This is a genomic window from Marinobacter denitrificans, assembly GCF_008795955.1.
GTDB classification, from domain to species: domain Bacteria; phylum Pseudomonadota; class Gammaproteobacteria; order Pseudomonadales; family Oleiphilaceae; genus Marinobacter; species Marinobacter denitrificans.
Genome location: NZ_VMHN01000002.1, coordinates 833,453 through 859,709 on the forward strand (window position 1 = coordinate 833,453; position 26,257 = coordinate 859,709).

Consider the following 26,257-nt stretch of genomic DNA (forward strand, 5'->3'; position numbering starts at 1 on the left):
AAAATCGGGTTATCAGACCTGCTATCAGCAAAGGCCGCTGCACAGCGGCCTTTTCTGTATCTGCTCATTCTGTAATGATTGTGACTGCTTCCCAACAATAATCAGGTTCCGGAGACAGATCTTATGAGCGTAACTGCAGCATTTATCGGCCTTGGCATTATGGGCTACCCCATGGCCGGCCACCTGGCAAACGCAGGCGTCGAGGTACGGGTATGGAACCGTAGCCCCGAAAAAGCCCAGAAATGGGCCGGTCAATATCCCGGAGAAGCCTGCGACTCCATCGCCAGCACCGTGGCAGAAGCCGATTTCGTATTTACCTGCGTGGGTGCCGACCACGATCTTGTTGAAGTTTATGAAGGACCCAATGGCATCATTGCCAACGCCCTCCCCGGTGCCGTCCTGGTGGATCACACAACAGCGTCGGCGGGGATTGCCGAGCAATTGGCTCAGTTGGCCAGAGCGCGCAATCTTGAGTTCATTGACGCTCCGGTCTCCGGCGGTCAGCAAGGTGCTGAAAACGGGCAACTGACAATCATGTGTGGCGGCGAAACGGATCCATTTTCGCAAGCGAAGCCTTTAATGGAACACTACTCCAAGGCCCTCAATCTGATGGGGCCGGTCGGAAGCGGCCAAAAAACCAAAATGGTAAACCAGATTGCTATTGCGGGCCTGGTCCAGGGCCTGTCCGAGGCACTCCATTTCGCCGAGGAGGCGGACCTCGACGTACGCAAGGTGGTGGAGGTGATCTCAAAGGGTGCGGCCCAGTCATGGCAGATGGAGAATCGCTCCGGCACCATGATAGACGGGGAGTTCGAGCATGGCTTTGCGGTGAACTGGATGCGCAAGGACCTGGCGATCTGCCTTGAAGAAGCACGTAAGAACGGCGCCCGGATTCCGGTTGCAGCGTTGGTCGACCAGTTCTACGGGGATGTTCAGCAGATGGGAGGACATCGTTGGGATACGTCGTCGCTGATTCAGCGACTGCGCAAGAAATCCTGAGGTTCGTTTTACAACAAAAGGCAGGATGGCATCTCGCCATCCTGCCTTTTGTTTGACGGAATCACTTTTCTTTTGGCTGCCATTTGCCGTTCACATACCACGCAGACCAGCCCGTTGCCTTGCCTTCTTTCTCCGACATGACGTACTGCTCCTTGGTCTTGCGGCTGTAACGGATCACCGTTGGGTTGCCCTCGGGATCGCGCTCCGGCGCTTCCATCAGGAAATCGTACTTGGGGTCAATTTCCTTGCGATGAGGCTTGATCTCCATCACCAGCGGCGGGCGCGTTTCCCGGTTCTTGGGGAACTTGCTGGCCGCCAGGAACAAGCCGGAGGCGCCGTCACGCAGCACATAGGTGTCGTCCACCTTCTGACACTGCAGCTCCGGCATTGGAACCGGGTCCATCTTGGGTGGTGCCGGCTCGCCGCTCTTCAACAGCTTACGGGTGTTCTTGCATTCTGTATTGGTACAGCCAAAGTACTTACCGAAGCGACCGGTCTTGAGCTGCATTTCCGAGCCACACTTATCACATTCCAGGGTCGGCCCTTCGTAACCCTTGATGCGGAAGGTGCCCTTCTCCACTTCATAGCCGGAGCAATCGGGATTGTTACCGCACACATGCAGTTTGCGGGTCTCATCCACAAGGTAACTGTCCATGGCAGTGCCACACTTTGGACAGCGACGTTTCTTGCGCAGCAGGCGACTTTCGCCCTCGCCTTCCACATCTTCATCAGCACTGACCACCTCGTCCCCTGACACCAGGTTGATAGTGGTCTTGCAGCGCTCCTTTGGTGGCAGCGAATAACCCGAACACCCCAGGAACACGCCGGTACTGGCTACCCGAATCTGCATCGGGCGGCTGCAGGTGGGGCATGGGATGTCTGTTTCTGTCGGCGTGTTGGCCCGCATACCGCCGTCTTCGCCGCCCTCGGCGGTTTCCAACTGCTGACGGAACCGGGCGTAGAAATCGTTCAGCACCTTTTTCCAGTCAACCTCACCACCCGCTATATCGTCGAGCTCGTCTTCCATTTTGGCGGTGAAGTCGAAATCCATCAGGTTCGGGAACGACTCCGACAAGCGCTCGGTCACGATCTCGCCCATTTTTTCCGCATAAAACCGACGGTTCTGAAGGCGTACGTACCCGCGGTCCTGGATCGTCGAGATAATCGAGGCATAGGTTGAGGGCCGTCCAATGCCCTGCTTCTCCAACTCCTTGACCAGGCTGGCTTCCGTGTAACGCGGTGCCGGCTTGGTGAAATGCTGGCTGGGATCAAGCTTCTTCAGGTCCAGTGTTTCATCAACCTGGATGTCGGGCAGCGCAATGTCTTCGTCCTTCTTGGCGGACTGCGGCGCTACCTTGAGGAACCCTTCGAACTTGATTATGCGGCCACGAATACGTAGCTCATAATCGCCGTTAGCGACCAGAATAGACGTGCTCAGGAACTCGGCATCCGCCATCTGGCAGGCAATGAACTGGCGCCAGATCAAGTCATAAAGCTTCTCGGCGTCCTTCTCCAGGCCGCTGATGTCTGCCGGCCTGCGACCCACATCCGTCGGGCGAATGGCCTCGTGGGCCTCCTGAGCACCCTCCTTGCTACCGTAAACCCTGGGAGACTCGGGCAGGAACTTGTCGCCGAACTGCTTTTTGACAAATTCACGACAACTGGCCACGGCGTCCTGGCTCAGGTTGGTAGAGTCAGTACGCATGTAGGTAATAAAACCCGCCTCATAGAGACGCTGGGCCAGCATCATGGTCTTCTTGACGCTGAAGCCCATCCGGTTACTGGCAGCCTGTTGCAGGGTCGAGGTAATAAACGGAGCAGATGGCCGCGATTTCGTTGGCTTGTCTTCCCGCTTGGCGACCTTGAACGTGCCCGCCTTCAGGCGCTCAACATGCTCGGCACTCTCTTTCTCGTTGACCGGACGATAGGCCTTGTCGTTATAGCGGGTGACTTCGAAGCGTACCGGCTTTTCGGCCTGCTTCGACATCAGATCAGCGTGCAACTGCCAGAATTCTTCGGGAACGAACTTGCGGATTTCCCGCTCCCGCTCGACGATCAGCCTGACCGCCACCGACTGTACCCGGCCAGCTGAAAGGCCACGTGCAATCTTCGCCCATAGCAACGGCGACACCATATAACCCACAACCCGGTCCAGGAAACGACGGGCCTGCTGGGCATTGACGCGATCGGTGTCCAGGTTACCGGGATCCTTGAAGGCCTCCTGAATCGCGCGCTTGGTAATCTCGTTGAAGACTACCCGGCGGTACTTCTCCGGCTCGCCACCGATGGTTTGCTGAAGGTGCCAGGCAATGGCCTCCCCTTCGCGGTCCAGATCCGTTGCGAGGTAGATGTGGTCGGCGGATTTCGCCAGGCGCTTGAGCTCACTGACGACCTTTTCCTTGCCCGGGAGAATCTCGTAGCGGGCACTCCAGTCGTGATCCGGATCGACACCCATGCGGGCAACCAGCTGCTCCCTGGACTTGCGCTTCTTGTGAACCGCCTTCTCGTCCGGGCTCATCTTGCGGGTCAGCGCGGCCTGTCTGGCGCGCTCTTTCGGATCCGACGTTGAGCCGCTGCCACTGACTGGCAGGTCACGAATATGCCCGACGCTCGACTTCACAATGAAGTCAGAGCCCAGGTATTTGTTGATGGTCTTCGCTTTCGCTGGCGACTCGACAATAACGAGACTTTTACCCATATCGGAGATCTGTGTCCTTGGCGATAATCGGTTAAAAAATCAGCAAACCGTAAACTCGCTGTAAAATCAGTCGGCTAGAAAACACTCAATAGCCGCCACATTGGTATAGGTGCATTGTTTTACAGGGTCAAGAAAAGCAAGACAACCCATTCTTCTGTTTATAGCCGGCTTTTTTGCACGGTCAAAGACAGGAAAGCCCGGCATATGCCGGGCCTCCTGAGAGCTTGCTACCAATTCGGCTTACCGAATCAGAGCCGCTCCCACACTGTCGCAATACCCTGACCAAGGCCGATACACATGGTGGAAACACCAAGCTTGCCGCCTTTAGCCTGCATTACGTTCAGCAGGGTTGTGGAGATTCGTGCACCGGAGCAGCCCAGCGGATGACCAAGGGCAATCGCGCCGCCGTTCAGGTTCACTTTCTCTTCCATTACACCCAGCAGTTTCAGGTCTTTCAGCACCGGAAGGGACTGACCTGCAAACGCTTCGTTCAGTTCCCAGAAGTCGATATCCTCGACTTTCAGGCCTGCACGCTTGAGGGCCTTCTTGGTCGCCGGAACCGGGCCGTAGCCCATGATAGCGGGATCACAGCCGGCAACCGCCATGCTGCGGATCTTCGCCATCGGCTTCAGACCCAGGGCTTCGGCGCGCTCGGCAGACATCAGTACCATGGCAGCGGCACCGTCAGTCAGCTGCGAAGACGTGCCTGCGGTGACGGTACCGTTCTTCGGATCGAAGGCCGGCTTGAGCTGGCCCAGGGACTCAACCGTGGTTTCGGGACGGATGGTTTCGTCCGCTTCGATCAGCACCTTGAAGCCATTCTCGTCGTGACCTTCGATAGGCACGATTTCGTTCTTGAAACGGCCTTCGACGGTCGCTTCCTGGGCCAGGCGATGTGAACGCGCGCCAAACTCGTCCTGCTGCTCACGGGTAATACCGTGCATTTTCGCCAGCATTTCCGCAGTCAGGCCCATCATGTTGGAGGCCTTGGCGGAGTACTTGGAGGCAGCCGGGTTGTGGTCGAAGCCTTCAGTCATGGGCACGTGCCCCATGTGCTCGACACCACCAATCACAAACACATCGCCATTGCCAGTCTGGATGGCCTGGGCTGCGGTGTGGATTGCGCTCATGGCAGAACCACACAGACGGTTGACAGTCTGCGCCGCAGACTCGTGCGGGATGCGCGTCAGCAGTGAAATCTGACGTGCCACGTTGAAGCCCTGTTCCTTGGTCTGGTTTACACAGCCCCAGATCACGTCTTCAACTTCTTTCGGGTCGAGCTTCGGGTTGCGCTCAAACAGTGCTTCAATCAGCGCAGCCGACAGGTTTTCCGCACGTACATTGCGGAAGCAGCCATTCTTGGCACGACCCATTGGACTCCGCACGCAATCGACGACGACAACGTCTCTCGGATTAAGGCTCATAGATCTTTCTCCGTTCGGAAATCTCGTTCAGGGTTAGCCAAAGAACTTTTCGCCAGTCTTGGCCATTTCACGCAGCTTCTCGGTCGGGTGGTACAAAGGACCAAGATCTGCAAACTTGTCTGCCAGCTCGACGAACTTGTCGACACCCATGTCGTCGATATAACGCAGGGCACCGCCACGGAACGGCGGGAAGCCAATACCGTAAACCAGGCCCATATCGGCGTCTGCCGGGTCTTCAACAATGCCGTCTTCCAGGCAGCGAACGGTTTCCAGGCACAGGGGCAGCATCATGCGGGCGATGATGTCCTCGTCGCTGAAGTCGTTCTTACCCTGAACAACCGGTTCAAGCAGCTTGTAGGTCTCTTCGTCGACAACCTTCTTCTGCTTGCCCTTGCGGTCCAGTTCGTACTTGTAAAAGCCCTTGTCGTTCTTTTGTCCGTAACGGTTGTTATCGAACATCACGTCAATGGCTGTAGTGCCTTCGTGCTTCATCCGGTCCGGGAAGCCCTCGGCCATCACTTCGCCGGCGTGCTTGCCGGTGTCCATGCCAACAACGTCCAGCAGGTAAGCCGGGCCCATCGGCCAGCCAAACTTTTCCATAACCTTGTCAACGTGCTGGAAGTCAGCGCCGTCACGTACCAGGTTCACGAAACCGCCGAAGTATGGGAACAATACACGGTTTACCAGGAAGCCCGGGCAGTCGTTGACCACGATCGGGGTCTTGCCCATGGCCTTGGCGTAGGCAACAGTGGTGGCGATAGCGCGGTCGGACGTCTTCTCACCACGGATAACTTCTACCAGCGGCATCATGTGCACCGGGTTGAAGAAGTGCATGCCGCAGAAGTTTTCCGGACGCTTCAGATTAGCCGCCAGCTTATTGATGGAGATGGTGGAGGTGTTGGAAGTCAGGATGGCGTCTTCACGAACCGAGTCCTCGGTTTCGCGCAATACCGCGTCCTTGACCTTCGCGTTTTCAACAACCGCTTCCACAACCAGGTCGACGTTCTTGAAGTCGCCATAGTTCAGGGTCGGGGTAATATTGTTCAGCACATCGGCCATCTGGTCGGGCTTCATCTTGCCCTTGTCGATGCGCTTGGTCAGAAGCTTCTTGGCTTCTTTCAGGCCCAGTGCAATACCGTCCTGATTGATATCCTTCATCAGGATAGGCGTACCCTTCAGGGCCGACTGGAATGCAACACCGCCACCCATGATACCGGCGCCCAGTACGGCGGCCAGCTTCACATCGTTGGCTTCTTTTTCCCAGGCCTTGGCCTTCTTCTTCAGTTCCTGATCGTTCAGGAACAGGCCAACGAGGCAGGCTGCGACGTTGGTCTTGGCCATCTTGGCAAAGCCCTTGGCTTCAACTTCGATTGCCTTGTCACGGGTCAGGCCGGCGTGCTTCTGCATCACCTTGATGGCCTCGACCGGTGCCGGGTAGTTCTTGCCCGCCTGGCCGGCAACAAACGCCTTGGAGATCTCGAACGCCATCATGCTTTCCATGGCGTTCAGTTTGATCTTGCCCTTCTTCTCTTCGCGACGGGCCTGATAATCCAGTTTGCCGTCGTTGCACTGGTTGATGATGCCGATAGCGGCTTCAACCAGCTTTTCACCTTCAAGCACGGCATCCACGGCGCCGATTTTCAGCGCTTTGTCGGCCCGGTTCTCGGTGCCACCGCAGATCCATTCAACCGCGTAATCAACACCCACCAGACGGGAAAGCCGTACAGTACCGCCGAAGCCCGGGAATATGCCAAGCTTCACTTCCGGAAGACCCACTTTGGCCTTCTTGTCCATGACCCGGTAATCGGTAGCCAGACACATTTCGAAACCGCCGCCCAGAGCCATACCGTTGATTGCGGTAACCGTGGGGAAAGGCAGGTCTTCAATGGCACTGAATGCTTCGTTGGCCTTGAGATTGTTGGCAACCAGGTCTTCTTCCGACCCAGCAAACAGGTCGGTAAACTCTGTAATGTCGGCGCCAACAATAAAGCTGTCCTTGGAGCTGGTCACCACCAGGCCCTTAAGGCCTTTCTGCGCTTCCAGCTTGTCAGTCGCGGCGCGGAGCTCTTCAATCGTCAGACGGTTGAACTTGTTCACTGACTCGCCCTGCAAGTCAAAGTTCAACTGAGCGATCCCGCCTTCGATCTCTTTAACCGTGATGGCTTTACCTTCGTAAATCATCAACTGATCTCCAGTCTGTGTTTGGAACTGCTATTACTGCCGCATAAGCGTTCGCCAGGCGGCCGCTGATGCAGCGAGATTTCGGTCACTATTTTCTGTCACTACTTTCAGTCACTACCCCGATCAACCGATCCAAAAATTCATACAGTCGTTTGAATCGTGGGGTGACACGATGAAAAAAAACGGCTCGTTTGTCAATTTGTTTCTGGAAGAATCAACCCGGCCAACCCCCGAACGAACAGCCGAACGGCATCTGGAGGAGAATTGAATTGTTTTATATCAAACAGCTAGAACGATGTGTGAAGACGAAACAGGAGCTTAATCACGTAAATTTTAAATTTGTTTACATTTGCCCCCGCCCAGCACCGCAAAACTGCTTGATTGGCCGGCTCAGTTACTTTACCTTCGGATTACGACTTTAGTCCACAATAATAAAGCAGCCTTACGGAGACCCATCCGATGAAAGACGCTAGCCTGCGGGCACGCTCCCTTGTGACAGCGCTTGCCCTGTTGTTGCTCACCTCCTTTACTGCTCGTGCCCAGGAGGAAGGAAATGGCTTTCTTTCTGACCTACACGCCTTCCGCGTAAGCAATTACGTGGCATTGGATGCCTATTACCGTTTCAGCGCCACTGGCGATACCGAAACACTGAATGAAATTGTGGCTGCTATCAACGAGGCCAACGCCTCCATGAATTCCGTGGCCGAAAGCACCGCGGGAGTACTGTCCGAGGAGCAGGTGGAAAGCCTCAACGTGGAATTCGACAAGTTCAAGGACCTGATGCGCAGCAACATCAACGATGTACGCAACACCGGTTACCCGGATCTGCGCCTGGTCTCGGACATGGCGAACCAGGCACTGCTGATGAGCCAGGTAGCCTCCGAGATGTACACCGTGGCACAGGAAAGTTCCGAGACTGAAATTAACAGCCGTATTGAAGCGGCTCGCTCTGCTGCGGTTACGATGGCCCAGATGATGGCGAAGTATTCGGCGCGTACACACTCTTCTGTGGCCCAGACGTTCCAGGGATCATCCAACGACATCCCTCTGGATGAACAGGCACGTCAGTTCGACACGTTGCTCTCCCAGGTCACGGAAGGTGACTCGCAGGGCCAGTTGAAAACCACCCTGAATGAACTGAACTCAAAATGGGAATTTATCCGCAATTCATACATCAACTATAACGACAACAACGTTGCGTTCGTTATTGACCGTTATTCTAAAGGCATCCTCAGAAGTCTGGAAACAACCATCGGCCTGCTGCGGGAAAATGCCGCCTGATGGGCAGCGACTGTTTTTGATACCCGTCAGTATTGGTTTACACTTTTCAGGTACAGTATTGCCTGGATAAAGACTTCATCCGCGAAGGAGCGATGCGATGTCAATCTATCAAAAAATTCTGGTGGCCATTGATCTTACCGAAGAAGCCCCACAGGTTCTCAACAAAGCCGTGGAGGTAAGCAAGGCCCATGGCGCCCAATTGATGCTGGTGCACGTGGTAGAACCGGTCGGCTATGCCTACGGTGGCGATATCCCCATGGATCTGACCGAGCTTCAGGATCAACTGGACAAGGCAGCAAAGGACCAACTTACGAAGTACGGCGAACAATACGGGGTATCGAAAGAGAATCAGGTCGTGACCGTTGGCCGTCCAGAGTCCGAAATCCACCGGCTGTCAAAAAAACAGAACGCGGATCTTGTTATCGTCGGGAGTCACGGGCGCAAAGGTTTTCAGTTGCTGCTGGGCTCGACAGCCAATGGCGTATTGCACGGAACAGTCTGCGACGTACTGGCCGTCAGGATTCAGTAAAACGGACTGGTACAGCGGGATGGCGCATCAGACAGCGCCATCCCCCCTCATTTTTGCTTCCAGCTTGCGGAGCTGGCTTTCCAGAGAAAAGCTCACGCTGGACGCCATCGAGAAGAAATTCAGCAACGCCTTAAGGTTGCTGTCACCCTTGCAGACAGAATGGATGCGCTGCCACAACGCCTGATTGACCAGTTGCAGTCGTTGATTTCTTTCCACCAACCCTTTCAGATCCCAATCCGGCTCCTGATGATTTCGTTTCGCCAGGTACTGCTGCAGCAGATAATGGGAAACGCTTCTCATAATGAACTCGTCATTGCTGGCAAACGGCAGATGGTGCACTGCCATGGACTTCAGCTCGGATAATACCGGGCAGCCGCTGGTGGCCATTTTAAGCCCCAGGAGGGATCGCAACGCCTCCTCCAGGGTTGTTGACTTGGAATAGGTTCTGCGGTCGTCAGTAACGATGACATCCACTCTCTGGTAGGCGTCTTCGGCCTGGAAGGCGTTCACCACTGGCAGTATCTCCACAGCGGCCGGGCATTGCGGAGATTCCGTCGCCTTCAGGGGGCAATTGGAACACTGGCAGTGTTCCAGTTTTGTCCACGCAGGCAAGCTGCCTGCTGCCTCGGACGGCTTATCTGTTACCTTGAATTCCACCGACCGGGAATCTTCAAACCTGAATTGATACGTTACGTTCATTGATTCGCCTGTTCCTCCAGCTCCATCCACCGCTCAATAACCTTTTCCAGGCGAGCTTCCCTGTCGCCCAACTCTGCAAGCGTTGCGGATACTTCATCCGCCGGACCGGAGTAGAATTCCGGCTCCGAAATCCGCTGTCTCAGTTCTTCAAGCTCCCGCTCGAGGGCCTCAATCTGACCCGGCAACTGTTCCAGCTCGAGCTTGAGCTTGTAGCTGAGTTTGACCGGTTTTGCTTTTGGTGCTCCGGTGCCGGATGAAGCCGGCTCCTGAGCTGGAGCAGGTCTGTCGTTCATCGGCGGTTTGGACGCCTTTCGGGTACCGCCCTCCGAAGGAAACCGGCCGCCCTGTCTTCGCCAGTCGGAATAACCGCCGACATACTCCGCTACCTTACCCGAGCCGTCCAGAAATACGGTGTCGGTTGCCACATTGTCGAGAAACTCCCGGTCGTGGCTGATCACCACCACGGTACCGGCAAACTCCACCAGCCTGGACTCAAGCAGTTCCAGGGTTTCCACGTCCAGATCGTTGGTTGGCTCATCCAGCACCAGTATATTGGCCGGTTTGCTGAATAGTTTGGCCAGCAACAACCTTGCCCGTTCGCCACCAGAGAATACACGCACCGGCGAGCGTGCGCGTTCCGGGCTGAACAGAAATTCTTGCAAATAACCCAGTACATGCTTGCTCTGGCCGTTAATCTCAATGAACTCTCGCCCTTCGGAAAGGTTATCCAGAGCATTACGTTCCAGGTCCAGTTCTCCGCGGAGCTGATCAAAATAGGCAACCTGGAGATTGGTACCCAGCCGGATACGGCCTTCAGTGGGTTTAAGATCTCCCAGGAGCAGACGGACCAGCGTGGTTTTCCCGGTACCGTTTTCCCCAACCAGGCCGATCTTGTCGCCCCTCAGCACCGTCATGTTCATATCCCGGATAACCGGCGTACCGTCCGGGTACGAAAATCCTGCTTCGCTGGCTTCCACTACCAACTTGCCGGAACGGGCCGCATCCTCCACCGAGAAACTTGCGGTGCCGCCGCGTTCGCGCCGTTGCCGTCGCTCTTCCCGCATGGCTTTGAGCGCCCTCACCCGGCCCATATTGCGGGTGCGCCGCGCCTTGATGCCCTGGCGGATCCAGGCCTCTTCCTGCTTCAGGCGCTTGTCGAACAGCGCATTCTGCCGCTCCTCCTCTTCCAGCGCCTTTTCCTTGAGATCCAGGTAGCGATCGTAGGTAGCAGCAAAACTCACCAGATGGCCACGGTCCAGTTCCACGATTCGCGTTGCCATCCTGCGAATAAAAGCCCGGTCGTGACTGACAAACAGAATCGCACCCCGGAACTGGCCCAGCGCTTCTTCCAGCCAGGCAATAGCGGGCACATCCAGGTGGTTGGTTGGTTCATCCAGAAGCAGAACATCCGGCTCCGTAACCAGGGCACGGGCCAGCAAAACCCGTCGCTGCCAGCCACCTGAAAGCGTATTCAGAGTCTGCTCCGGATCAATGCCGTACTGGGCGAGAATCGCTCCCACTTTCTGATCAAGCCGCCAGCCGTCAAGTGCTTCCAGGCGCTCCTGAACCTTCATCATACGGTCCAGGTCTGCTTCCCCGGCGTACTGGGTCAACTTGTGAAATTCAGCAAGCAGATCACCAGTCTCGGGAAAGGCGCCAGCTACGGCTTCATAGGCAGTTCGTGTGTCGTTGACCGGCAGGTTCTGGGGCAGCACCGACAATTTTGCGCCGTCTTCCAGCCTCACAATGCCGCCATCCGGCACAACCTCACCGGTGACGATTTTCAGCAAGGTAGACTTCCCTTCCCCGTTACGCCCCAGAAGACAGACGCGTTCTCCCGGCTCCATGGTCATCGAGGCCTGGTCAAGTAATGGCTGCATGCCAAAAGCAAGGGATATGGCATCCAGCGTTAACAATGGCACGTTATTGATTCTCCGTAGTTGCAGTGGTTGCATCAGCCGCAAAAGCCACGGGATCTCCCATCCGGATCTCTCCCGTCGTCTCATGAATGGCATTCATTCCGAATATCACACCGTCAGCGGTGCGCCGGTAGGTTCCAAGCTCCCTCAGGGGCTGCAGATCCGGCGCTTTCACGCCTCGGTCAGGGTCTACGGTGGTCACGACACACCGCGAACAGGGCTTTACAAGGCTGAACACAATAGTGTTGATGGTCAGCGCCTTCCATTCATCTTCTTCCCAGGGAACGGCGCCCTCGACCACGATATTGGGCCGGAAACGACGCATCTCCACCGCTGTCTCCAGACGAGAGTTCAGCTCTTCCAGGGAGGCAAGATTGGTAATCAGAAATGGAAAGCCGTCAGCGAAACTGACACGACGATACTCGGTAACCCGGCTGGCATCAACGCGGCGAAAGGTCTCGTCGGGCATGAAAACAAACCGGAATGATTTGCCACAATACCGGGACAATGCCTCGGACGCGTCGCTAGTGCCATAAACAGCTTTCGCCCAGTCCTGCCATACCCTGACACGGCACTCCTTCTCACCAGCGACCAGCGAAAACTCGCCCTCGCCCGGGATATCCACAACAACCTGCCCCTCTATCAGGTGGGTACCAATTCTTGCAAGCTCCGGATTACTGCGCTGGGTGACGAATTGCCGGTCGGCATCGACAATCATCCAGCGCCTGTCGCCGGCAGGACCAAAATCATCTATACAGAATGAAGAAACCTGAATTCCTGCGAGGGATTTAACCGGATAGATATACAGTGAATGCACCTGCATGGGGGCTCCCATAACGTAATTAAATGCAGTGACGTAATCCGGGAGTATACCCGAGAACGGTGCGTTAACGCTGCAAGGGAGGCGACATGAGCACACAGAACGATCTACGCGAAGACAAACAGGTATTCCTCCACACGCTGGTAAGAAGGGGAATCATGGATCAACGGGTTCTGGAGGCCATGAAGGAAGTTCCGAGAGAAGCCTTTGTCGGGCAAGACCAGGCTGGATTTGCATACGATGACCGGCCTCTACAGATTGAAGAAGGACAGACCATTTCCCAGCCCTATATTGTAGCCCTGATGACAGAGGCCATGCAGCTCAAGCCCGATGATACCGTACTGGAAATTGGGACCGGCTCTGGCTACGCGGCAGCTGTGCTCTCCAGGATTGCGAAAAAGGTTTTTACGGTGGAACGGCACCGGTTGCTGGCGAATCTGGCACAGGAGCGCCTGGCGAAACAGGGCTATAACAACGTTACGGTTCTCTGTGGTGATGGAACCCTGGGCTGGCCGGAACACTCCCCTTTTGATGCCATTGTCGTTACGGCTGGAGCTCCCAGTGTGCCACAGGCGCTGGTCAGACAATTAGCCATAGGTGGGCGACTGGTCATTCCTGCCGGTCCCGGTCTCCATTACCAGCAACTGTTACGTATTACCCGCACCAGCGAAGACGAAACAGAGACCGAAAAACTCGGGGATGTGAGGTTTGTCCCTCTGATCGGTGAACAGGGGTGGCGAGATACAGAAGATTCGGGTAGTGCGCCCACCCGGGAGGAAGCCAGCGATCCTCACCTGCTTTCCGAGCAGATCGGGAGAGAGGCGATTAGCATCCCTTCACTCGAAACCGTTGAGCTCGGCGGCCTGATGGCACGGATCGGCAGTTCAAGGTTGGTGCTATTGGGCGAAGCCACCCATGGATCTGCCGAATTCTACGAAATGCGGGCACGTATTACCCGGGAGCTGATCGAAAAGAAAGGATTCCAGTTTGTTGCCGTAGAGGCGGATTGGCCTGATGCCGCGCAGGTGGATCATTTTGTTCGTGAAACCCGCACTGTGCCCACAGAAGAACCTACTTTCAAACGCTTTCCGACCTGGATGTGGGCGAACCGCCAGGTGCTGGAGTTTGTTCAATGGCTACGCAGCCACAATCGGCAGGCAAAAAGCGCAGATAAGGTTGCGGGGTTCTATGGCCTGGATCTCTACAGCCTCCACGCCTCTATCAATGCCATCATCGGATACCTGGAACAAGTGGACAAGGGAATGGCGGATCTCGCCCGCAGGCGCTACGGCTGCCTGACGCCCTGGGAAAGGGACCCGATAACCTATGGAAGAATTGCCCTTTCCACGAAGCATGAAAATTGTGAGCAGGATGTCGTCGCAATGCTGAATACGTTGATGCAGAAGCGACTGGAGTATTCGGTTCACGACGGTCGCAAATTCCTTGACGCGATATCCAATGCCCGACTAGTGAAAGATGCAGAGCGTTATTATCGCTCCATGTATGAAGGCTCGGTCAAATCATGGAATCTGCGCGATCAGCACATGTTCGATACGCTTCAGAATCTGCTTGATTTCCACGGCCCTGACAGCAAGGCCGTCGTTTGGGCCCACAATTCCCACCTGGGGAACGCGGAGGCCACGGAAATGGGCAACCGCGGCGAGATCAACGTAGGGTCTTTGTGTCGCCGGCACTTTGGTGACAGCGCCTACCTGATAGGATTCGGTACCCATCAGGGCACGGTGGCAGCCGCAGCTGACTGGGGCGCACCAATGGAAATAAAGAACGTCGTGCCGTCCGTGCCGGGCAGCATCGAACGTTTGTGTCATGACACCGGCCAGAAAGCCTTTTTCCTGCCACTACGCCATGCCAGCAAAGGGTTGATAGCGAAATTGCAGCAGCCCAGACTTGAACGAGCCATCGGTGTGATCTATCGACCGGAAACAGAGATGGCAAGCCACTATTTCAACGCTTCGGTGGCCCAACAGTTCGACGAGTATATCTGGATTGATGAGACGCGAGCGGTCGATGCTCTGGAGTCGGAGGCGGCGCCAGGAATGCCTGAAACCTTCCCATTCGGGCTCTGAAAAACGGTATAGGGGAAAATATAGAGGGGATAAATCCTGGCTGACCGTAAATTGGAGCGGGAAACGAGATTCGAACTCGCGACCCCAACCTTGGCAAGGTTGTGCTCTACCAACTGAGCTATTCCCGCTTGATCAACGGAGGCGTATTCTACGGATTCATCCTCCCCCGTCAACTGTTTTTGTCGACCGGTTTCTCAGTTTTCTGTTGGGCAAGCCAGAACCAGCCCAATAACCTGCTCGACCGTTTCTGCAAGCACAGAATAATCCACTTCTTTGCCATTAAGCAGGCTGTCGTAGCCCATCCCCAGCGTGACATTCACCAGTAGCGTGGCGTCTCGTGCCGGTGCGGGCGAATCCAGCCGCTCAAGGATCTGCCTCAGGCCTGCCGTCCATGCCTCCCTGTAGTTTCGCGCAAGCCCCGCAAGGCGTTCGTCCCTCAGGGCTTCCAGCAGGAAAACCTGTTCGGCCAGAACCTGCTCCCGACGCCTTGTGAACTGGTCATAAAGGTAGGCAGTGGAGATAACAGAGAGGCGTGAGGCGAGCTCCCGACGCTGGAACCCACCACGACGCAGGGTTTGGGCAGGAATGGTATCAAGCACCAGGTGAATGGTGTCGTAGAAGCTGTCCAGATTGTCCCTCGCCTTCTCGGCGAAAAGCATGAATGAATCGCTGATCAGTTCGTGAATATCGCGGAAATAGTAGGTGGTAGCTGCCAGAGGCACGCCTGCTTCACGCGCCACTGCCCGGTGCTTGATACCACGAAGGCCGTCCCTGGCGGCAATCCGTAAGGTTGCCTCCAGAATTTCCAGGCGGCGCATTTCGCTCTTGGCTCGGGAGGCCTTGCGACCGCTATAGCGGATGGACTGACGAAGCGAACGGTTCTCTGGCAGCTCCCTGCGGGCACTAACCTCAGACATTTGCGCCTGTTCCATGACATGCATTCCTTGTTTCGACCGCCCGTGACCGCTGCACTTCAGGCGAAACTGCCAGGGCTGGGATTATTGTTGGTTTTTGTAAATTCTGACGTATCCCGCGCCCCGAAACATTGATGAAATTGGCACTTCCGTTTTCCCCGGTTCAATCGCCGCTATTGGCCGAAACGCTTTCCCGACTCCAGATAGAGCTCTTCTTCAGGGGTGGACTTACGGTTCAGTGCCTTATTCCGGTGAGGGAATCGACCAAACCGGTCGACGATTTCCCGGTGATCGTGGGCCGACTGCAGAAAACTCTTCATAAAGTCCCCGGCAATACCCCCGGTCCCTGAGGCCAACTGCTCATAACAGTCCACAGAGAGATCCTGGTCTTCCTTTTTCTCCGAATGCTGGAGCGGCATATAGAGAAAAGCCCGCTGCACAGCCGGCAATGCCATGTCGTGCCCGCTACGCATGGCGCTCTTGCACAGTTTGATGGCCAGCTTGTCGTTGTCGAACGCCAGCGCCCCGCCCCGGTGAATCTGCCGGGTGAACTGGTCCAGCAGAATAATCTCGGCCAACGCGCCCCCCGGCACACTTCTCCAGTGGCGCAACCCGTCTTCAGAAGCAAACAGCACCATGGATATAAAACGGCGGCGTATCTCCTGATCAAATGCGCGAGAGGGGCGAAACCAGCGGTTGCGGTGCTCACTGTCCGGCAGTCCCTGTTCATCCAGTTCACCAAACCAGAAATCCAGAATCTCTTTCCAATCGAACATATGATCTACCCTGTCTCATTGTTAAACGCCGGCTTGGGTACCGACACTGCTACAATTTACGATAATTACCAGACTTTTGGTCCTATCAGGAGATCCCATGAACACTGAGCCCAGAATCATCCTACTTGCGCACGGAAGCAGCGACCAACGCTGGTGCCAGACCTTTGAAAAGCTCGCTACGCCGACGCTGGAATCCGTAGCCGGCTCGCGCATTGCTTACATGGAATTGGCGGAGCCCTCACTGGAAACCATTATTTCCGAAGGCAGGAAAGACGGTATCGATACATTTACCATAATTCCACTGTTCCTGGCCGCAGGCCGCCACCTCAGAAAAGACGTACCAGGTATGATAGAAGAGCTCCAGGCCACCCATAATGTCACCATTACCCTGGCCCCACCGATCGGGGAAAACCCGCAGTTGGGCAACGCAATCCGTGATGTCGTGAACCAGGAGCTTGAACGGCAGAAGCAGCCCGCATAAAAATCAATGCTGAAGCTCTCCCTCATACACAGGCACCGGCAGTTCAGGAAAGGAGTGGATGATCATGGAAAAACGGATTCTGATTACCGGAGGCACCGGATTCATTGGCCAGTCCCTGTGCCAGAAACTGATTGCCGATGGGCACACTCTTACCGTTCTGAGCCGGCAGTCGACGCACAACGTTCAGGCCGTGTGTGGCCGGGTGGACGCCGTTACCAGCCTCGACCAGCTGCGGGGAAACGAAGGTTTTGAGGCCGTTATCAACCTTGCCGGAGAAGGCATAGCTGATAAACGATGGTCGGAAGCGCGCAAGCAGGACCTCAGGGACAGCCGCATAGCCCTTACTGACCAGCTCGTTGAGGTTATAAGAAGCTGGAAAATGCTTCCGGCTGTGCTGGTATCGGGTTCGGCCGTGGGATTCTACGGTGATCAGGGCAGCAACCATCAGGTCACCGAAGACACGCCGCCCCACGATGAATTTACCCACCGGCTGTGCAGCGACTGGGAACAGGCCGCCCTGCGACTGGAACCTGCCGGAGTGAGAGTATGCCTTTCGCGCACCGGCGTTGTTGCCGGGCCGGGAGGAGGGTTTCTGCAGCGTATGTTGCCGCCATTCAAGCTTGGACTGGGAGGTCGGCTTGGCAGCGGTGTGCAGTATATGCCGTGGGTGCATCGTGAGGACGTGGTCGCAGCCCTGCTCTGGATGATGGAAACGGATACCGCCGGCGGCGCTTACAATGTGGTTAGCCCCAACCCGGTAACCAATCGGCAGTTCACCAAGTGCCTTGCCGGCGTTCTTGGCCGACCGGCGATTTTCCCCGTGCCGGCACCGGTGCTGAAAATCGCCCTGGGAGAAATGTCCCGGCTGCTGCTGACCGGGCAGATGGCGATACCCGCTCGGCTCCAGGCCGGAGGATTCAAGTTCCGCTTCCCCGATCTCGGCCCCGCCCTTGCCGATGCAACAAGATACTGAGGTCGCCGAATGAGGTTGTCTTTGTTGACAGCCGGTCTTTCCGGCCTGTTTGTCCTCACCCTTGCGACCCCCGCCCCAGGGGCAGAACAGAGTTATGAGTCCTGCAGCCAGATAACCGGCGAGTATGTAACGGTTCTGCAGCTAGCGGCCCGTGGATTATCCGGCGACGTCCTGAAAACCACGCTGCCAGGGCTCAGTGCGGAGGCAGAACAGCGAATCGATGCTCTGCTCAGGATGGTAGAGGCTGACGGGCTCGCAGAAACCTATTCCACGGTGAATTCTGAATACGCCCGCTGTGCCACCCGGGTTTTCAAGTCGCATGGGTTGCCGAAGCGGCTTTCGAGAGAGGCTCACTTTCACTTCTGCGCAGGCGAGAACAAAGTCCGGTATGAAGTATTGCTGGCAGCATTGGTTGGCGCGCAGAAGGACAAGGTGCTGAGTCAGTTGCAGCCCCAACACCGTCAAGCCGGCGCAGCAATTTTCCGGCTTTATGAATCCCAGGGCGAGCTTGCAGTGTTCGACAACCTGGGTTCGGAACTCAAATATTGCCTCAACGGGCACTGACAGTTTTTTCAAAAAACCGTTTGACAGCCCGGAACTCCTTACTTAATATACGCGCCACCTCGACGAGGCAAGGTTTTGAAGCGATGCGTCCCCTTCGTCTAGTGGCCTAGGACTCCGCCCTTTCACGGCGGCAACAGGGGTTCGAACCCCCTAGGGGACGCCAACTTTTCACCTTTTTCGTTAGTGCTTGTGACCGTTCTGAGCTGAAGGTTCAGAATGCCTTCCATGGTCGCCAAGCTGATGCTTTGAATCCTTGAATACGAAAATCCCCACACCGACAAAGAACCCCACCATAAGTAAAACGGTTACGATGCCTGCGATTACAACTGCGTCGGTATACATAGTCACATTCTCCTGACAAACCTGATTAACTATGCCCAGATTACCCCTGCCACCCGTGCCACATATTGATCTGAGTCAATGGCACTACCGGCGACACATCCGCTAAAACCCTGAACCGGGACACATTTCTTTCGGTTTTTCCTGTATTTGCGAGGCATTTCCGAGAAACTGCTGCTATAGTCCTGAGAACACAGTCTGACCATTTGCAACCAAACGTCCCCAGGGCGGCCGAAGTATATAGGACATGCAAAAACTTTTGACTCGCCTGCAACGATTTAGAACCGGGTCGCCGCTGTCCTTCCGGCTGCTTGCGTATATCCTGCTGTTCAGCTCCCTGTTCACGCTGATTTCATCTGCGGCCCAGATTTATTCCGACTATCGCAAGGATCTTTCCCAGATTGACCGGCGCATGAAGGTCATCGAAACCGGTTATACCTCCAGCCTTGCCCGAAGCCTCTGGGCGCTCGATCAGAAACTGCTTCAAACCCAGCTTGAAGGCATACTGAGCCTTCCGGACATCGTCCATCTCCGGCTCAAGATCGAGCCCGATTCAGAACTGGTCATGGGCGACATCCCCCGTGACACCACAACCACCACCCACACCTTCGACCTGAGCCATCAGGGGGATGACATGTTCACCCTCGGCCAGCTGACCGTTACCGCCGATCTGAGACGGGTCTATTCGGACATGCGGCGCAAGGTTGTGGTGGTCCTGACGACCCAGTTTTTCAAAACGTTTTTTGTCTCGATACTGATCATCTGGATCTTCCAGTATTTTGTAGCCCGGCATCTCAGCACCATGGCCAATTATGCCCGCAACTTCTCCCTCAACAATCTCGCCCGGCCCCTGCAGCTGGACCGGCCGGATACGTCGCTGAATCGCAATGACGAACTGGCCCAGGTTACCGATGCCATCAACCAGATGCGGGAACGGCTGAACGACGATCTCGAACGGCAGGAACGGGACGCGGAAGAAATCCGTAAATTCTCCAAGGCGATAGAACAGAGCCCCTCGTCGGTGCTTATCTGTGATCGGCAGTGGCGCATCGAGTTTGCAAACCAGAAGTTTACCCAGCTGACCGGTTACGATGCGGAAACAATCATTGGCAAACACCCTGGCGTACTTTCTGAGGAAGCTCACGCCCACCGCGAAAACCGGCAGTTGTGGCAGTCAATCCGGCTCCAGGTCCAGCGTGTCGGTGTCTGGCAGGGCGAAATTAACAGCGTTCGCAGGAACGGAGAACGATTCTGGGAACAACTGATCGTCACCCCAATCAAGAATTCGAAAGGAGAGGCCACCAGCTACCTCATCCTCGGCGAGGACATCAGTATCCGCAAACGCTACGAACAACAGCTCCTGCGACAGGCAAACTACGACATCCTCACCGGCCTTCCCAACCGCATGCTGGCACTCGACCGGCTAAAACTGGCATTGGCCCAGGCACGGCGTGAGAGCTCCCTGGTCGGCGTGATGTTTCTTGACCTGGACAACTTCAAACACATCAACGACACCCTCGGACACGACGCCGGTGACAACCTGCTGATTGAAGCGGCAAGACGAATTTCCAGCTGTCTTCGCGGCACCAGCACCGTTGCCCGGCTTGGCGGCGATGAGTTCCTGGTCATTCTGCCCGGCCTGACCGGGCCTGAAGCCACTTCTCAGGTCGCGGAACGTATTCTCAAGACTTTTGCCCCACCCTACCTGCTCAACGGTCAGGAAGTCTTTGTAACCACCAGTATTGGCATCGCCATATTCCCCAATGATTCGGACAACAGCGGCACCCTGCTGCAGCATGCCGATGCGGCCATGTACCAGGCCAAGCACAAGGGCAAGAGCGCCTACGCACACTTCGCCCCGGAGATGACCGAAGTCTCCCACGAACGACTGCAGATGGAATCATTGATGCGTCGGGCACTGGAACAGGAGGAATTCGAGCTGTACTACCAGCCGATTGTTCATACCGATTCCGGCGAACTTTGCTCTGCAGAGGCGCTTCTACGCTGGAACAGTCCCGGCCTGGGTATGGTCATGCCCGACCGTTTTATCCCGCTGGCAGAAGAAACCGGCCTGATTACACCAATCGGCGAATGGGTTCTGCACGAAGCCTGCCTTGCAGCCATGCGCTGGAAGGAGACCACCGGCACCAGCATCGGCATATCGGTGAATGTCTCTCCTCGCCAGTTCCGGGATCCCGGGTTTATCTACACGGTCATGAATGCTCTGGAGACCAGCGGCCTGGAGCCCCAGCAGCTGGAACTGGAAATCACTGAACGCCTGATACTCGACAACACCATCGAAACGGCCGATATACTGCGCCAACTGGACCAATCGGGCATTCGCCTCTCAGTGGATGACTTTGGCACCGGTTACTCAGCACTCAGCTACCTGAAGAGCTACCCCTTTGATACCCTGAAAATCGACAAGTCTTTTATTCAGGATGTCATGAAAGAGCAGGACGATGCAGCCCTGGTCAAAGCAATCATAAATATGGCCCACAGTCTTGGCCTGAGAGTAATTGCCGAGGGCGTCGAGGAAGAAGCCCAGACCCACTTCCTCCAGAAGGAAGGCTGCGACTACTCGCAGGGTTATTTCTACAGCCGCCCTTTACCAGAGCGAGACTTTCGGGATTGGCTCAGAACCAACCACCGCGTCCGCTGAGAAGCCACCGATTAAAACGGATTGGAAATGGAAGGACCAATACTTGTCATCAATTGTGGCAGTTCATCACTCAAGATTGCCCTGTTTGACGAACACCTGAACAAACTGGCCAGCGGTCTGGCTGAACGGCTCGGCAAAGACGATGCCTTTGCCACCGTGAAAGGCCGCAAGGAACGGATTGAACTGGCCGCCGGGGCCAACCATCGGGATGCGCTGAAAGCACTGGTAGAGACCCTGCAGGACAGCGGACTGCTTGATGCCGCACCTGCGGCCGTCGGCCACCGTGTTGTCCACGGCGGCGAAACCTTTCGTGAGGCCGCCCTGATCAAGGACGACGTACTGGATGCCATAAAGGAATGCGCGGGTCTTGCGCCCCTTCACAATCCCGTTAACCTGGCCGGAATTGAAGCGACCACTTCCCTCTTCCCTGACATCCCCCAGGTAGCGGTATTCGACACCGCCTTCCACCAGACCCTGCCTCAGCGAGCGTTTCTTTATGCCCTCCCCCTGCGTTTATACCGGGACTGGGGAGTCCGGCGTTACGGCTTCCATGGCACCAGTCATCAGTTCATGGCCAGTGAAGCCGCGCGGAGGCTGGGTAAAACGCCTGCCACCACCTCCATTATCTCGGCGCACCTTGGCAACGGATGCAGCATTACGGCCATTCGTGACGGTAACAGCGTTGATACCAGTATGGGGCTGACTCCACTGGAAGGTCTTGTGATGGGCACCCGCAGTGGTGATGTAGACCCGGGCCTGTTCGATTTCCTTGCCAACAAGGGCGTGGACTCACAGGAGGTTCACCGTTTGCTGAACAACGATAGCGGCCTGTTAGGGCTGTCCGGCCAGACCAACGACATGCGGTCCCTATGCGAGCTGGCAGACCATGGCCATGAGCCCTCACAGACGGCCATTGATGTGTTCTGCTTCCGCCTGGCCCGCTATATAGGCGCCATGATGGCCTCCCTGGATCACCTGGACGCACTGGTATTTACGGGTGGGATCGGCGAAAACAGCAGCCTGGTGCGAAAGAAAACACTGGGGCACCTGGGCTTGTTCGGCTTCACAATCGACAACGAACTGAACAACCACCACGGCAACATCAGCGATGGCCAGATCGAGGGGGCCGACAGCCGGTTCCGTGTCATGGTCATACCCACCAATGAAGAACTGGTGATTGCCCGCGAAGCCCTGGCTTCAGTCCGGCCCGGAATGGTCGGCTAATCACGAATCAACGCAGGGAGCCTGTCATGGCAAAGAACCTTTATATTGCCCCAACTTCCATGAATTCCGGGCTGACGTCTGTATGCCTGGGGTTGCTCCGCGCCCTCGAACGGGTGGGTGTCAGCGTGGGGTTCTACAAGCCGTTTCGTCAGTCAGTGCATGAGGGCGAAGCTCATCATAATCGTGGTGAAGATACGTCTGTAGCCTTTGTTCGCGCCCGCAGCCACCTTGAGCCTCCCGAGCCCATGAGCCTCAAGGAGGCGCAGAAGCTTCTCAACACCGGCAAGGCCGACCAACTGCTCGAAACCATTGTTGGCGAATATCAGAAGGTCGCCAAAACCGTTGATGTGGTCATCATCGAAGGCCTGGTTCCGGATCGCAGCGAAGCCTATATCGCAAGACTGAACGTGGAAGTTGCCCGTAACCTGGGTTCTGAAGTTGTTCTGGTAAGCACGCCCGGCAATACCGACCCGAAAACCCTGGACGAAGAGCTGGATTTCTACGCCCGCCTGTTCTCAAGCCCGGGCGACCCGGAAGTCATTGGGGTGGTTCTCAATAAAGTGGGTGAGCCGGAAAAGTCCGAATTCACACCCCGGGTTAATTCCCGGGCCACAGAAGAAACCGTTGACTACGGCCAGGCCTGCAAGGTTTTCAGCCAGGGCCGCTACCGGCTGCTTGCTGTCATCCCCTGGCAACCGGAACTTCTGGCGCCGCGGGTATCAGACCTTGTCCGTGAAATGAATTCGGAAGTGCTCCACGAAGGCGAAATGCACACACGGCGGGTCCAGAAGGTAACGGTCAGTGCGCGTACCATCCGCAACATGGTGGACACACTCAAACCCGGAACACTTATGGTCACCCCTGGAGACCGTGAAGACATTATCGTGACCACCGCGGTTGCCGCCCTCAATGGCGTCCCCCTGGCGGGCATGATGCTTACCGGCGGGCTGATGCCCGACGACAGAGTGGTCGATCTTTGCCGCCGTGCTCTGGAAACCGGCCTTCCGGTGATGCGGGCTGAAACCAACACCTATGAAACCGCTCACCGGCTGGCCAACCTTTCGCCAGCTATCCCCGTGGACGATCCGGACCGGATCGAAAAGGCCATGGAGGCCGTCGCCACCCGCATCGACGCCGAATGGCTCAGAGAGCACCTGAAAGTGGACCGTCAAAGCAGGCTATCACCACCGGCTTTCCGTTACCTGCTGTCGGAGCGCGCCAGGGCTGCTGCCAAACGCATCGTGTTGCCTGAGGGCAATGAACCCCGCACGGTTCAGGCTGCGATTATCTGCCACCAACGAGGATTGGCCCACTGCATCATGCTGGGGGACCGTAACGATATCGCCAATGTCGCCCAGTCCCAGGGCCTTGAACTGCCCGAAGACATGGAAGTCATCGATCCGGCCGAGGTTCGCAAAGACTACATCGAGCCCATGGTGAAGCTCCGAAAGCACAAAGGGCTTGCTCCTGACATGGCCGAGGCGATGCTGGAAGACAATGTGGTTCTGGGCACCATGATGGTTGCCGAAGACAAGGCGGATGGTCTGGTCTCCGGTGCCGTCCATACCACCGCCAACACCGTGCGCCCGGCAATGCAGCTTATCAAGACCCACGACCATGCCAAGGTTGTGTCGTCGGTTTTCTTCATGCTGCTGCCACAGCAGGTTGTGGTTTATGGGGACTGTGCCATCAATCCGGACCCGAACGCCGAAGAACTGGCGGATATAGCGATCCAGAGTGCCGGGTCAGCGGAAGCTTTCGGGATTGAGCCGGTGGTGGCAATGATCAGCTACAGCACCGGGGAGTCCGGCAGTGGCAAGGATGTGGATAAGGTGCGCGAAGCCACCAGAATTGCCAGGGAGAGGCGCCCTGACCTGCTGATTGACGGCCCCCTGCAGTACGACGCTGCCGCGATAGAGAGCGTTGCCAAAAGCAAGGCGCCGAACAGCAAGGTTGCCGGCAAGGCCACGGTGTTTATCTTTCCGGATCTGAACACTGGTAATACAACCTACAAGGCCGTCCAGCGTAGTGCCAACGTGGTGAGTATCGGCCCGATGCTTCAGGGCCTGAGAAAACCGGTAAATGACCTTTCGCGGGGAGCGCTGGTGGAAGATATTGTCTTTACCATCGCCCTCACCGCAGTACAGGCCAAGCAGGTGGAGGACGCAGGGCTGATCTGACGGTTAGCCCTGCCCTGGCAGGTTCAGCGTTTCTTGCTCTTCATTCTCGCTTTTTTCTTGACCGGCCGCCCTTTCTTGATGTCATTATCCTGCTTGACCTTCTGGCGGGGCGTCAGCCGACTCACCTTGTTGGCAAACGGGTTCTCGCTGGAACGGAACTCAAAGCGAATGGGTGAGCCAACTACCTTCAGCACCTTGCGAAAGGTGTTCTCCAGATAGCGCTTGTAGGCACCCGGTAACGCATCTGTCTGGTTGCCGTGCACAACGATAACCGGAGGGTTGGAGCCACCCTGGTGAGCATAACGGAGCTTGATGCGGCGTCCCTGCACCAATGGCGGCTGATGCTGTGCGGTCGCATCCTGAAGAATTGCAGTGAGGCGGTTCGTTGGCCACTTGGCCATCGCGGATTCATAACAGGCGTGTACCGAGTCGTACATCACGCCCACGCCAGAACCGTGAAGTGCGGAAATATAATGCTTGTCGGCGTAATCGAGAAAGTCCAGGCGACGCTGAACCTGTTCCTTCACCTTCGCCTTGTCCTCCGGGTCCATGCCATCCCACTTATTGACCGCAATGACCAGCGAACGGCCCGCATCCAGCACAAAGCCGATCAGGTGCAAGTCCTGGTCCACCAGCCCTTCCCGGGCATCGATCACCAGAATAACCACGTGGGCATCGTCGATTGCCTGCAGCGTCTTGATGATGGAAAACTTTTCCACCGTTTCACTGACGTTCTTGCGACGGCGCACGCCGGCGGTATCGATGAGCGTGTATTGGTGGTCCATCCGCTCATAGGGAATGTACACACTGTCCCGGGTGGTGCCGGGCATATCGAACACCACCACGCGGTCTTCACCCAGCATACGATTGACCAGCGTGGATTTGCCCACATTCGGACGACCGACAATCCCGATACGGATCCCGGGGTACTTATCTGCCCTGTCCTGGGCTTCCCGCTCCTCTTCCGAGGGCAGCAACTCCTCAAGCATCGAACGGATACCCCGGTTGTGGGAGGCCGCTATGAGGAAGGTCGACTGGAAGCCAAGGCCGTGGAAATCAGAGGCAGCAATGTCAGGGTCCTGGCCGTCTGTCTTGTTGACGACGAGGTGCGCCTTCTTGCCGGTTTTTCGCAGGTGGTCAGCAATCAGCTCGTCACCACCATTGAGGCCGGACTTCCCATCCACCAGGAACAACACAATATCCGCCTCTTCAACGGCCTGCATGGACTGCCTGGCCATTTCCGCGTCGAGACCTTCCTCGCCGCCGGTCAGTCCTCCGGTATCAATGACAATAAACCGTTGCCCCTCGTAATTGCCCTCGCCGTATTTACGGTCACGGGTCAGGCCGGGAAAATCCGCTACAAGCGCATCCCGGGATCGCGTCATCTGGTTAAACAGTGTCGACTTGCCTACGTTGGGACGCCCGACAAGTGCAATTACAGGGGTCATAATCTTTCGCTACACAGTAAACAGGGCCAGCGCTTCACAGCGATATGGCCGGAAAGGAG

The 26,257-nt window shown here is 56.3% G+C and carries 20 protein-coding genes and 2 tRNA genes; 11 read left to right on the top strand and 11 right to left on the bottom strand.

The annotated features are described in order from the left end of the window. Positions 1 to 123: 123 nt before the first annotated feature. A complete protein-coding gene (locus tag FO268_RS11680; RefSeq protein WP_150993106.1) occupies positions 124 to 999 on the top strand; it encodes an NAD(P)-dependent oxidoreductase in 876 nt (291 codons plus the stop codon). 61 nt (positions 1,000 to 1,060) lie between these two features. Here FO268_RS11680 and topA read toward each other — a convergent pair whose 3' ends face one another. The 3 genes from topA to fadB all read right to left on the bottom strand — a co-directional run bounded on the left by topA (position 1,061) and on the right by fadB (position 7,302). After that, entirely contained in the window at positions 1,061 to 3,697 is a 2,637-nt protein-coding gene (gene topA, locus FO268_RS11685; protein ID WP_150993108.1) for a type I DNA topoisomerase, read from the bottom strand. 248 nt (positions 3,698 to 3,945) lie between these two features. Next, positions 3,946 to 5,121, bottom strand: a complete 1,176-nt coding sequence (fadA, locus tag FO268_RS11690; protein WP_137434264.1) for an acetyl-CoA C-acyltransferase FadA — start codon at positions 5,119 to 5,121, stop codon at positions 3,946 to 3,948. A gap of 33 nt (positions 5,122 to 5,154) precedes the next feature. Beyond that, positions 5,155 to 7,302: a fatty acid oxidation complex subunit alpha FadB gene (fadB, locus tag FO268_RS11695; RefSeq protein ID WP_150993110.1), complete on the bottom strand. Its 2,148-nt coding sequence runs from the start codon at positions 7,300 to 7,302 to the stop codon at positions 5,155 to 5,157. Positions 7,303 to 7,761: 459 nt separating this feature from the next. Between fadB and FO268_RS11700 the strand changes: the two genes are divergently transcribed. Both FO268_RS11700 and FO268_RS11705 read left to right on the top strand, forming a co-directional pair. Beyond that, positions 7,762 to 8,583, top strand: coding sequence for a hypothetical protein (locus FO268_RS11700; RefSeq protein ID WP_150993112.1), 822 nt, complete (start codon positions 7,762 to 7,764; stop codon positions 8,581 to 8,583). A 97-nt stretch (positions 8,584 to 8,680) separates the two neighbouring features. Beyond that, the gene (locus FO268_RS11705; RefSeq protein ID WP_150993114.1) at positions 8,681 to 9,112 is read left to right on the top strand and encodes a universal stress protein; all 432 of its coding nucleotides are present in this window, start codon (positions 8,681 to 8,683) and stop codon (positions 9,110 to 9,112) included. A 27-nt stretch (positions 9,113 to 9,139) separates the two neighbouring features. Here the strand turns inward: FO268_RS11705 and FO268_RS11710 are convergent, their stop codons facing one another. The 3 genes from FO268_RS11710 to FO268_RS11720 are packed head-to-tail and all read right to left on the bottom strand — an operon-like array spanning position 9,140 to position 12,553. Then, complete coding sequence (locus tag FO268_RS11710; protein ID WP_150993116.1) at positions 9,140 to 9,811, bottom strand: DUF6901 family protein; 672 nt, start codon at positions 9,809 to 9,811, stop codon at positions 9,140 to 9,142. Next, positions 9,808 to 11,733: an ATP-binding cassette domain-containing protein gene (locus FO268_RS11715; RefSeq protein ID WP_150993118.1), complete on the bottom strand. Its 1,926-nt coding sequence runs from the start codon at positions 11,731 to 11,733 to the stop codon at positions 9,808 to 9,810. The genes FO268_RS11710 and FO268_RS11715 overlap by 4 nt, the downstream gene beginning before the upstream one ends. Before the next feature lies 1 nt (position 11,734). Beyond that, positions 11,735 to 12,553, bottom strand: coding sequence for an MOSC domain-containing protein (locus FO268_RS11720; protein WP_150993120.1), 819 nt, complete (start codon positions 12,551 to 12,553; stop codon positions 11,735 to 11,737). Positions 12,554 to 12,639: 86 nt separating this feature from the next. Between FO268_RS11720 and FO268_RS11725 the strand changes: the two genes are divergently transcribed. Beyond that, positions 12,640 to 14,637, top strand: a complete 1,998-nt coding sequence (locus tag FO268_RS11725) for a protein-L-isoaspartate(D-aspartate) O-methyltransferase (protein WP_150993122.1) — start codon at positions 12,640 to 12,642, stop codon at positions 14,635 to 14,637. 52 nt (positions 14,638 to 14,689) lie between these two features. Here the strand turns inward: FO268_RS11725 and FO268_RS11730 are convergent. The 3 genes from FO268_RS11730 to FO268_RS11740 all read right to left on the bottom strand — a co-directional run bounded on the left by FO268_RS11730 (position 14,690) and on the right by FO268_RS11740 (position 16,327). Further along, positions 14,690 to 14,765 (bottom strand) — tRNA-Gly (locus tag FO268_RS11730). A 66-nt stretch (positions 14,766 to 14,831) separates the two neighbouring features. Next, positions 14,832 to 15,569: a TetR/AcrR family transcriptional regulator gene (locus FO268_RS11735; RefSeq protein WP_225316634.1), complete on the bottom strand. Its 738-nt coding sequence runs from the start codon at positions 15,567 to 15,569 to the stop codon at positions 14,832 to 14,834. 155 nt (positions 15,570 to 15,724) lie between these two features. Beyond that, positions 15,725 to 16,327 carry a DUF924 family protein gene (locus FO268_RS11740; RefSeq protein WP_150993124.1) on the bottom strand — a complete coding sequence of 201 codons (603 nt, stop codon included), beginning with the start codon at positions 16,325 to 16,327 and terminating at the stop codon, positions 15,725 to 15,727. Between the two features lie 97 nt (positions 16,328 to 16,424). Between FO268_RS11740 and FO268_RS11745 the strand changes: the two genes are divergently transcribed. The 4 genes from FO268_RS11745 (at position 16,425) to FO268_RS11760 (ending at position 18,508) form a co-directional block, all read left to right on the top strand. Next, on the top strand, positions 16,425 to 16,808 hold the full coding sequence (locus FO268_RS11745) for a sirohydrochlorin chelatase (protein ID WP_150993126.1): 384 nt from the start codon (positions 16,425 to 16,427) through the stop codon (positions 16,806 to 16,808). A 64-nt stretch (positions 16,809 to 16,872) separates the two neighbouring features. Beyond that, positions 16,873 to 17,781: a TIGR01777 family oxidoreductase gene (locus FO268_RS11750; RefSeq protein ID WP_150993128.1), complete on the top strand. Its 909-nt coding sequence runs from the start codon at positions 16,873 to 16,875 to the stop codon at positions 17,779 to 17,781. 21 nt (positions 17,782 to 17,802) lie between these two features. Then, positions 17,803 to 18,345, top strand: coding sequence for a hypothetical protein (locus FO268_RS11755; RefSeq protein WP_150993130.1), 543 nt, complete (start codon positions 17,803 to 17,805; stop codon positions 18,343 to 18,345). 87 nt (positions 18,346 to 18,432) lie between these two features. Continuing rightward, positions 18,433 to 18,508, top strand: a tRNA-Glu gene (locus FO268_RS11760). A 17-nt stretch (positions 18,509 to 18,525) separates the two neighbouring features. Here FO268_RS11760 and ccoM read toward each other — a convergent pair. Beyond that, positions 18,526 to 18,687 (bottom strand): cytochrome c oxidase subunit CcoM, encoded by a 162-nt coding sequence (gene ccoM, locus FO268_RS23325; protein WP_404802917.1) that lies wholly within the window; start codon positions 18,685 to 18,687, stop codon positions 18,526 to 18,528. Between the two features lie 244 nt (positions 18,688 to 18,931). Between ccoM and FO268_RS11765 the strand changes: the two genes are divergently transcribed. From FO268_RS11765 to pta, 3 genes are read left to right on the top strand one after another with little or no spacing between them, the layout of a single operon-like run. Next, entirely contained in the window at positions 18,932 to 21,346 is a 2,415-nt protein-coding gene (locus FO268_RS11765) for a bifunctional diguanylate cyclase/phosphodiesterase (protein ID WP_150993132.1), read from the top strand. A 27-nt stretch (positions 21,347 to 21,373) separates the two neighbouring features. Beyond that, entirely contained in the window at positions 21,374 to 22,570 is a 1,197-nt protein-coding gene (locus FO268_RS11770; protein ID WP_150993134.1) for an acetate/propionate family kinase, read from the top strand. A 26-nt stretch (positions 22,571 to 22,596) separates the two neighbouring features. Further along, positions 22,597 to 24,750, top strand: a complete 2,154-nt coding sequence (pta, locus tag FO268_RS11775; RefSeq protein ID WP_150993136.1) for a phosphate acetyltransferase — start codon at positions 22,597 to 22,599, stop codon at positions 24,748 to 24,750. A gap of 23 nt (positions 24,751 to 24,773) precedes the next feature. On the opposite strand, the gene der is transcribed toward pta, so the two are convergent. Then, on the bottom strand, positions 24,774 to 26,198 hold the full coding sequence (der, locus tag FO268_RS11780; RefSeq protein ID WP_150993138.1) for a ribosome biogenesis GTPase Der: 1,425 nt from the start codon (positions 26,196 to 26,198) through the stop codon (positions 24,774 to 24,776). Between the last annotated feature and the right edge of the window lie 59 nt (positions 26,199 to 26,257).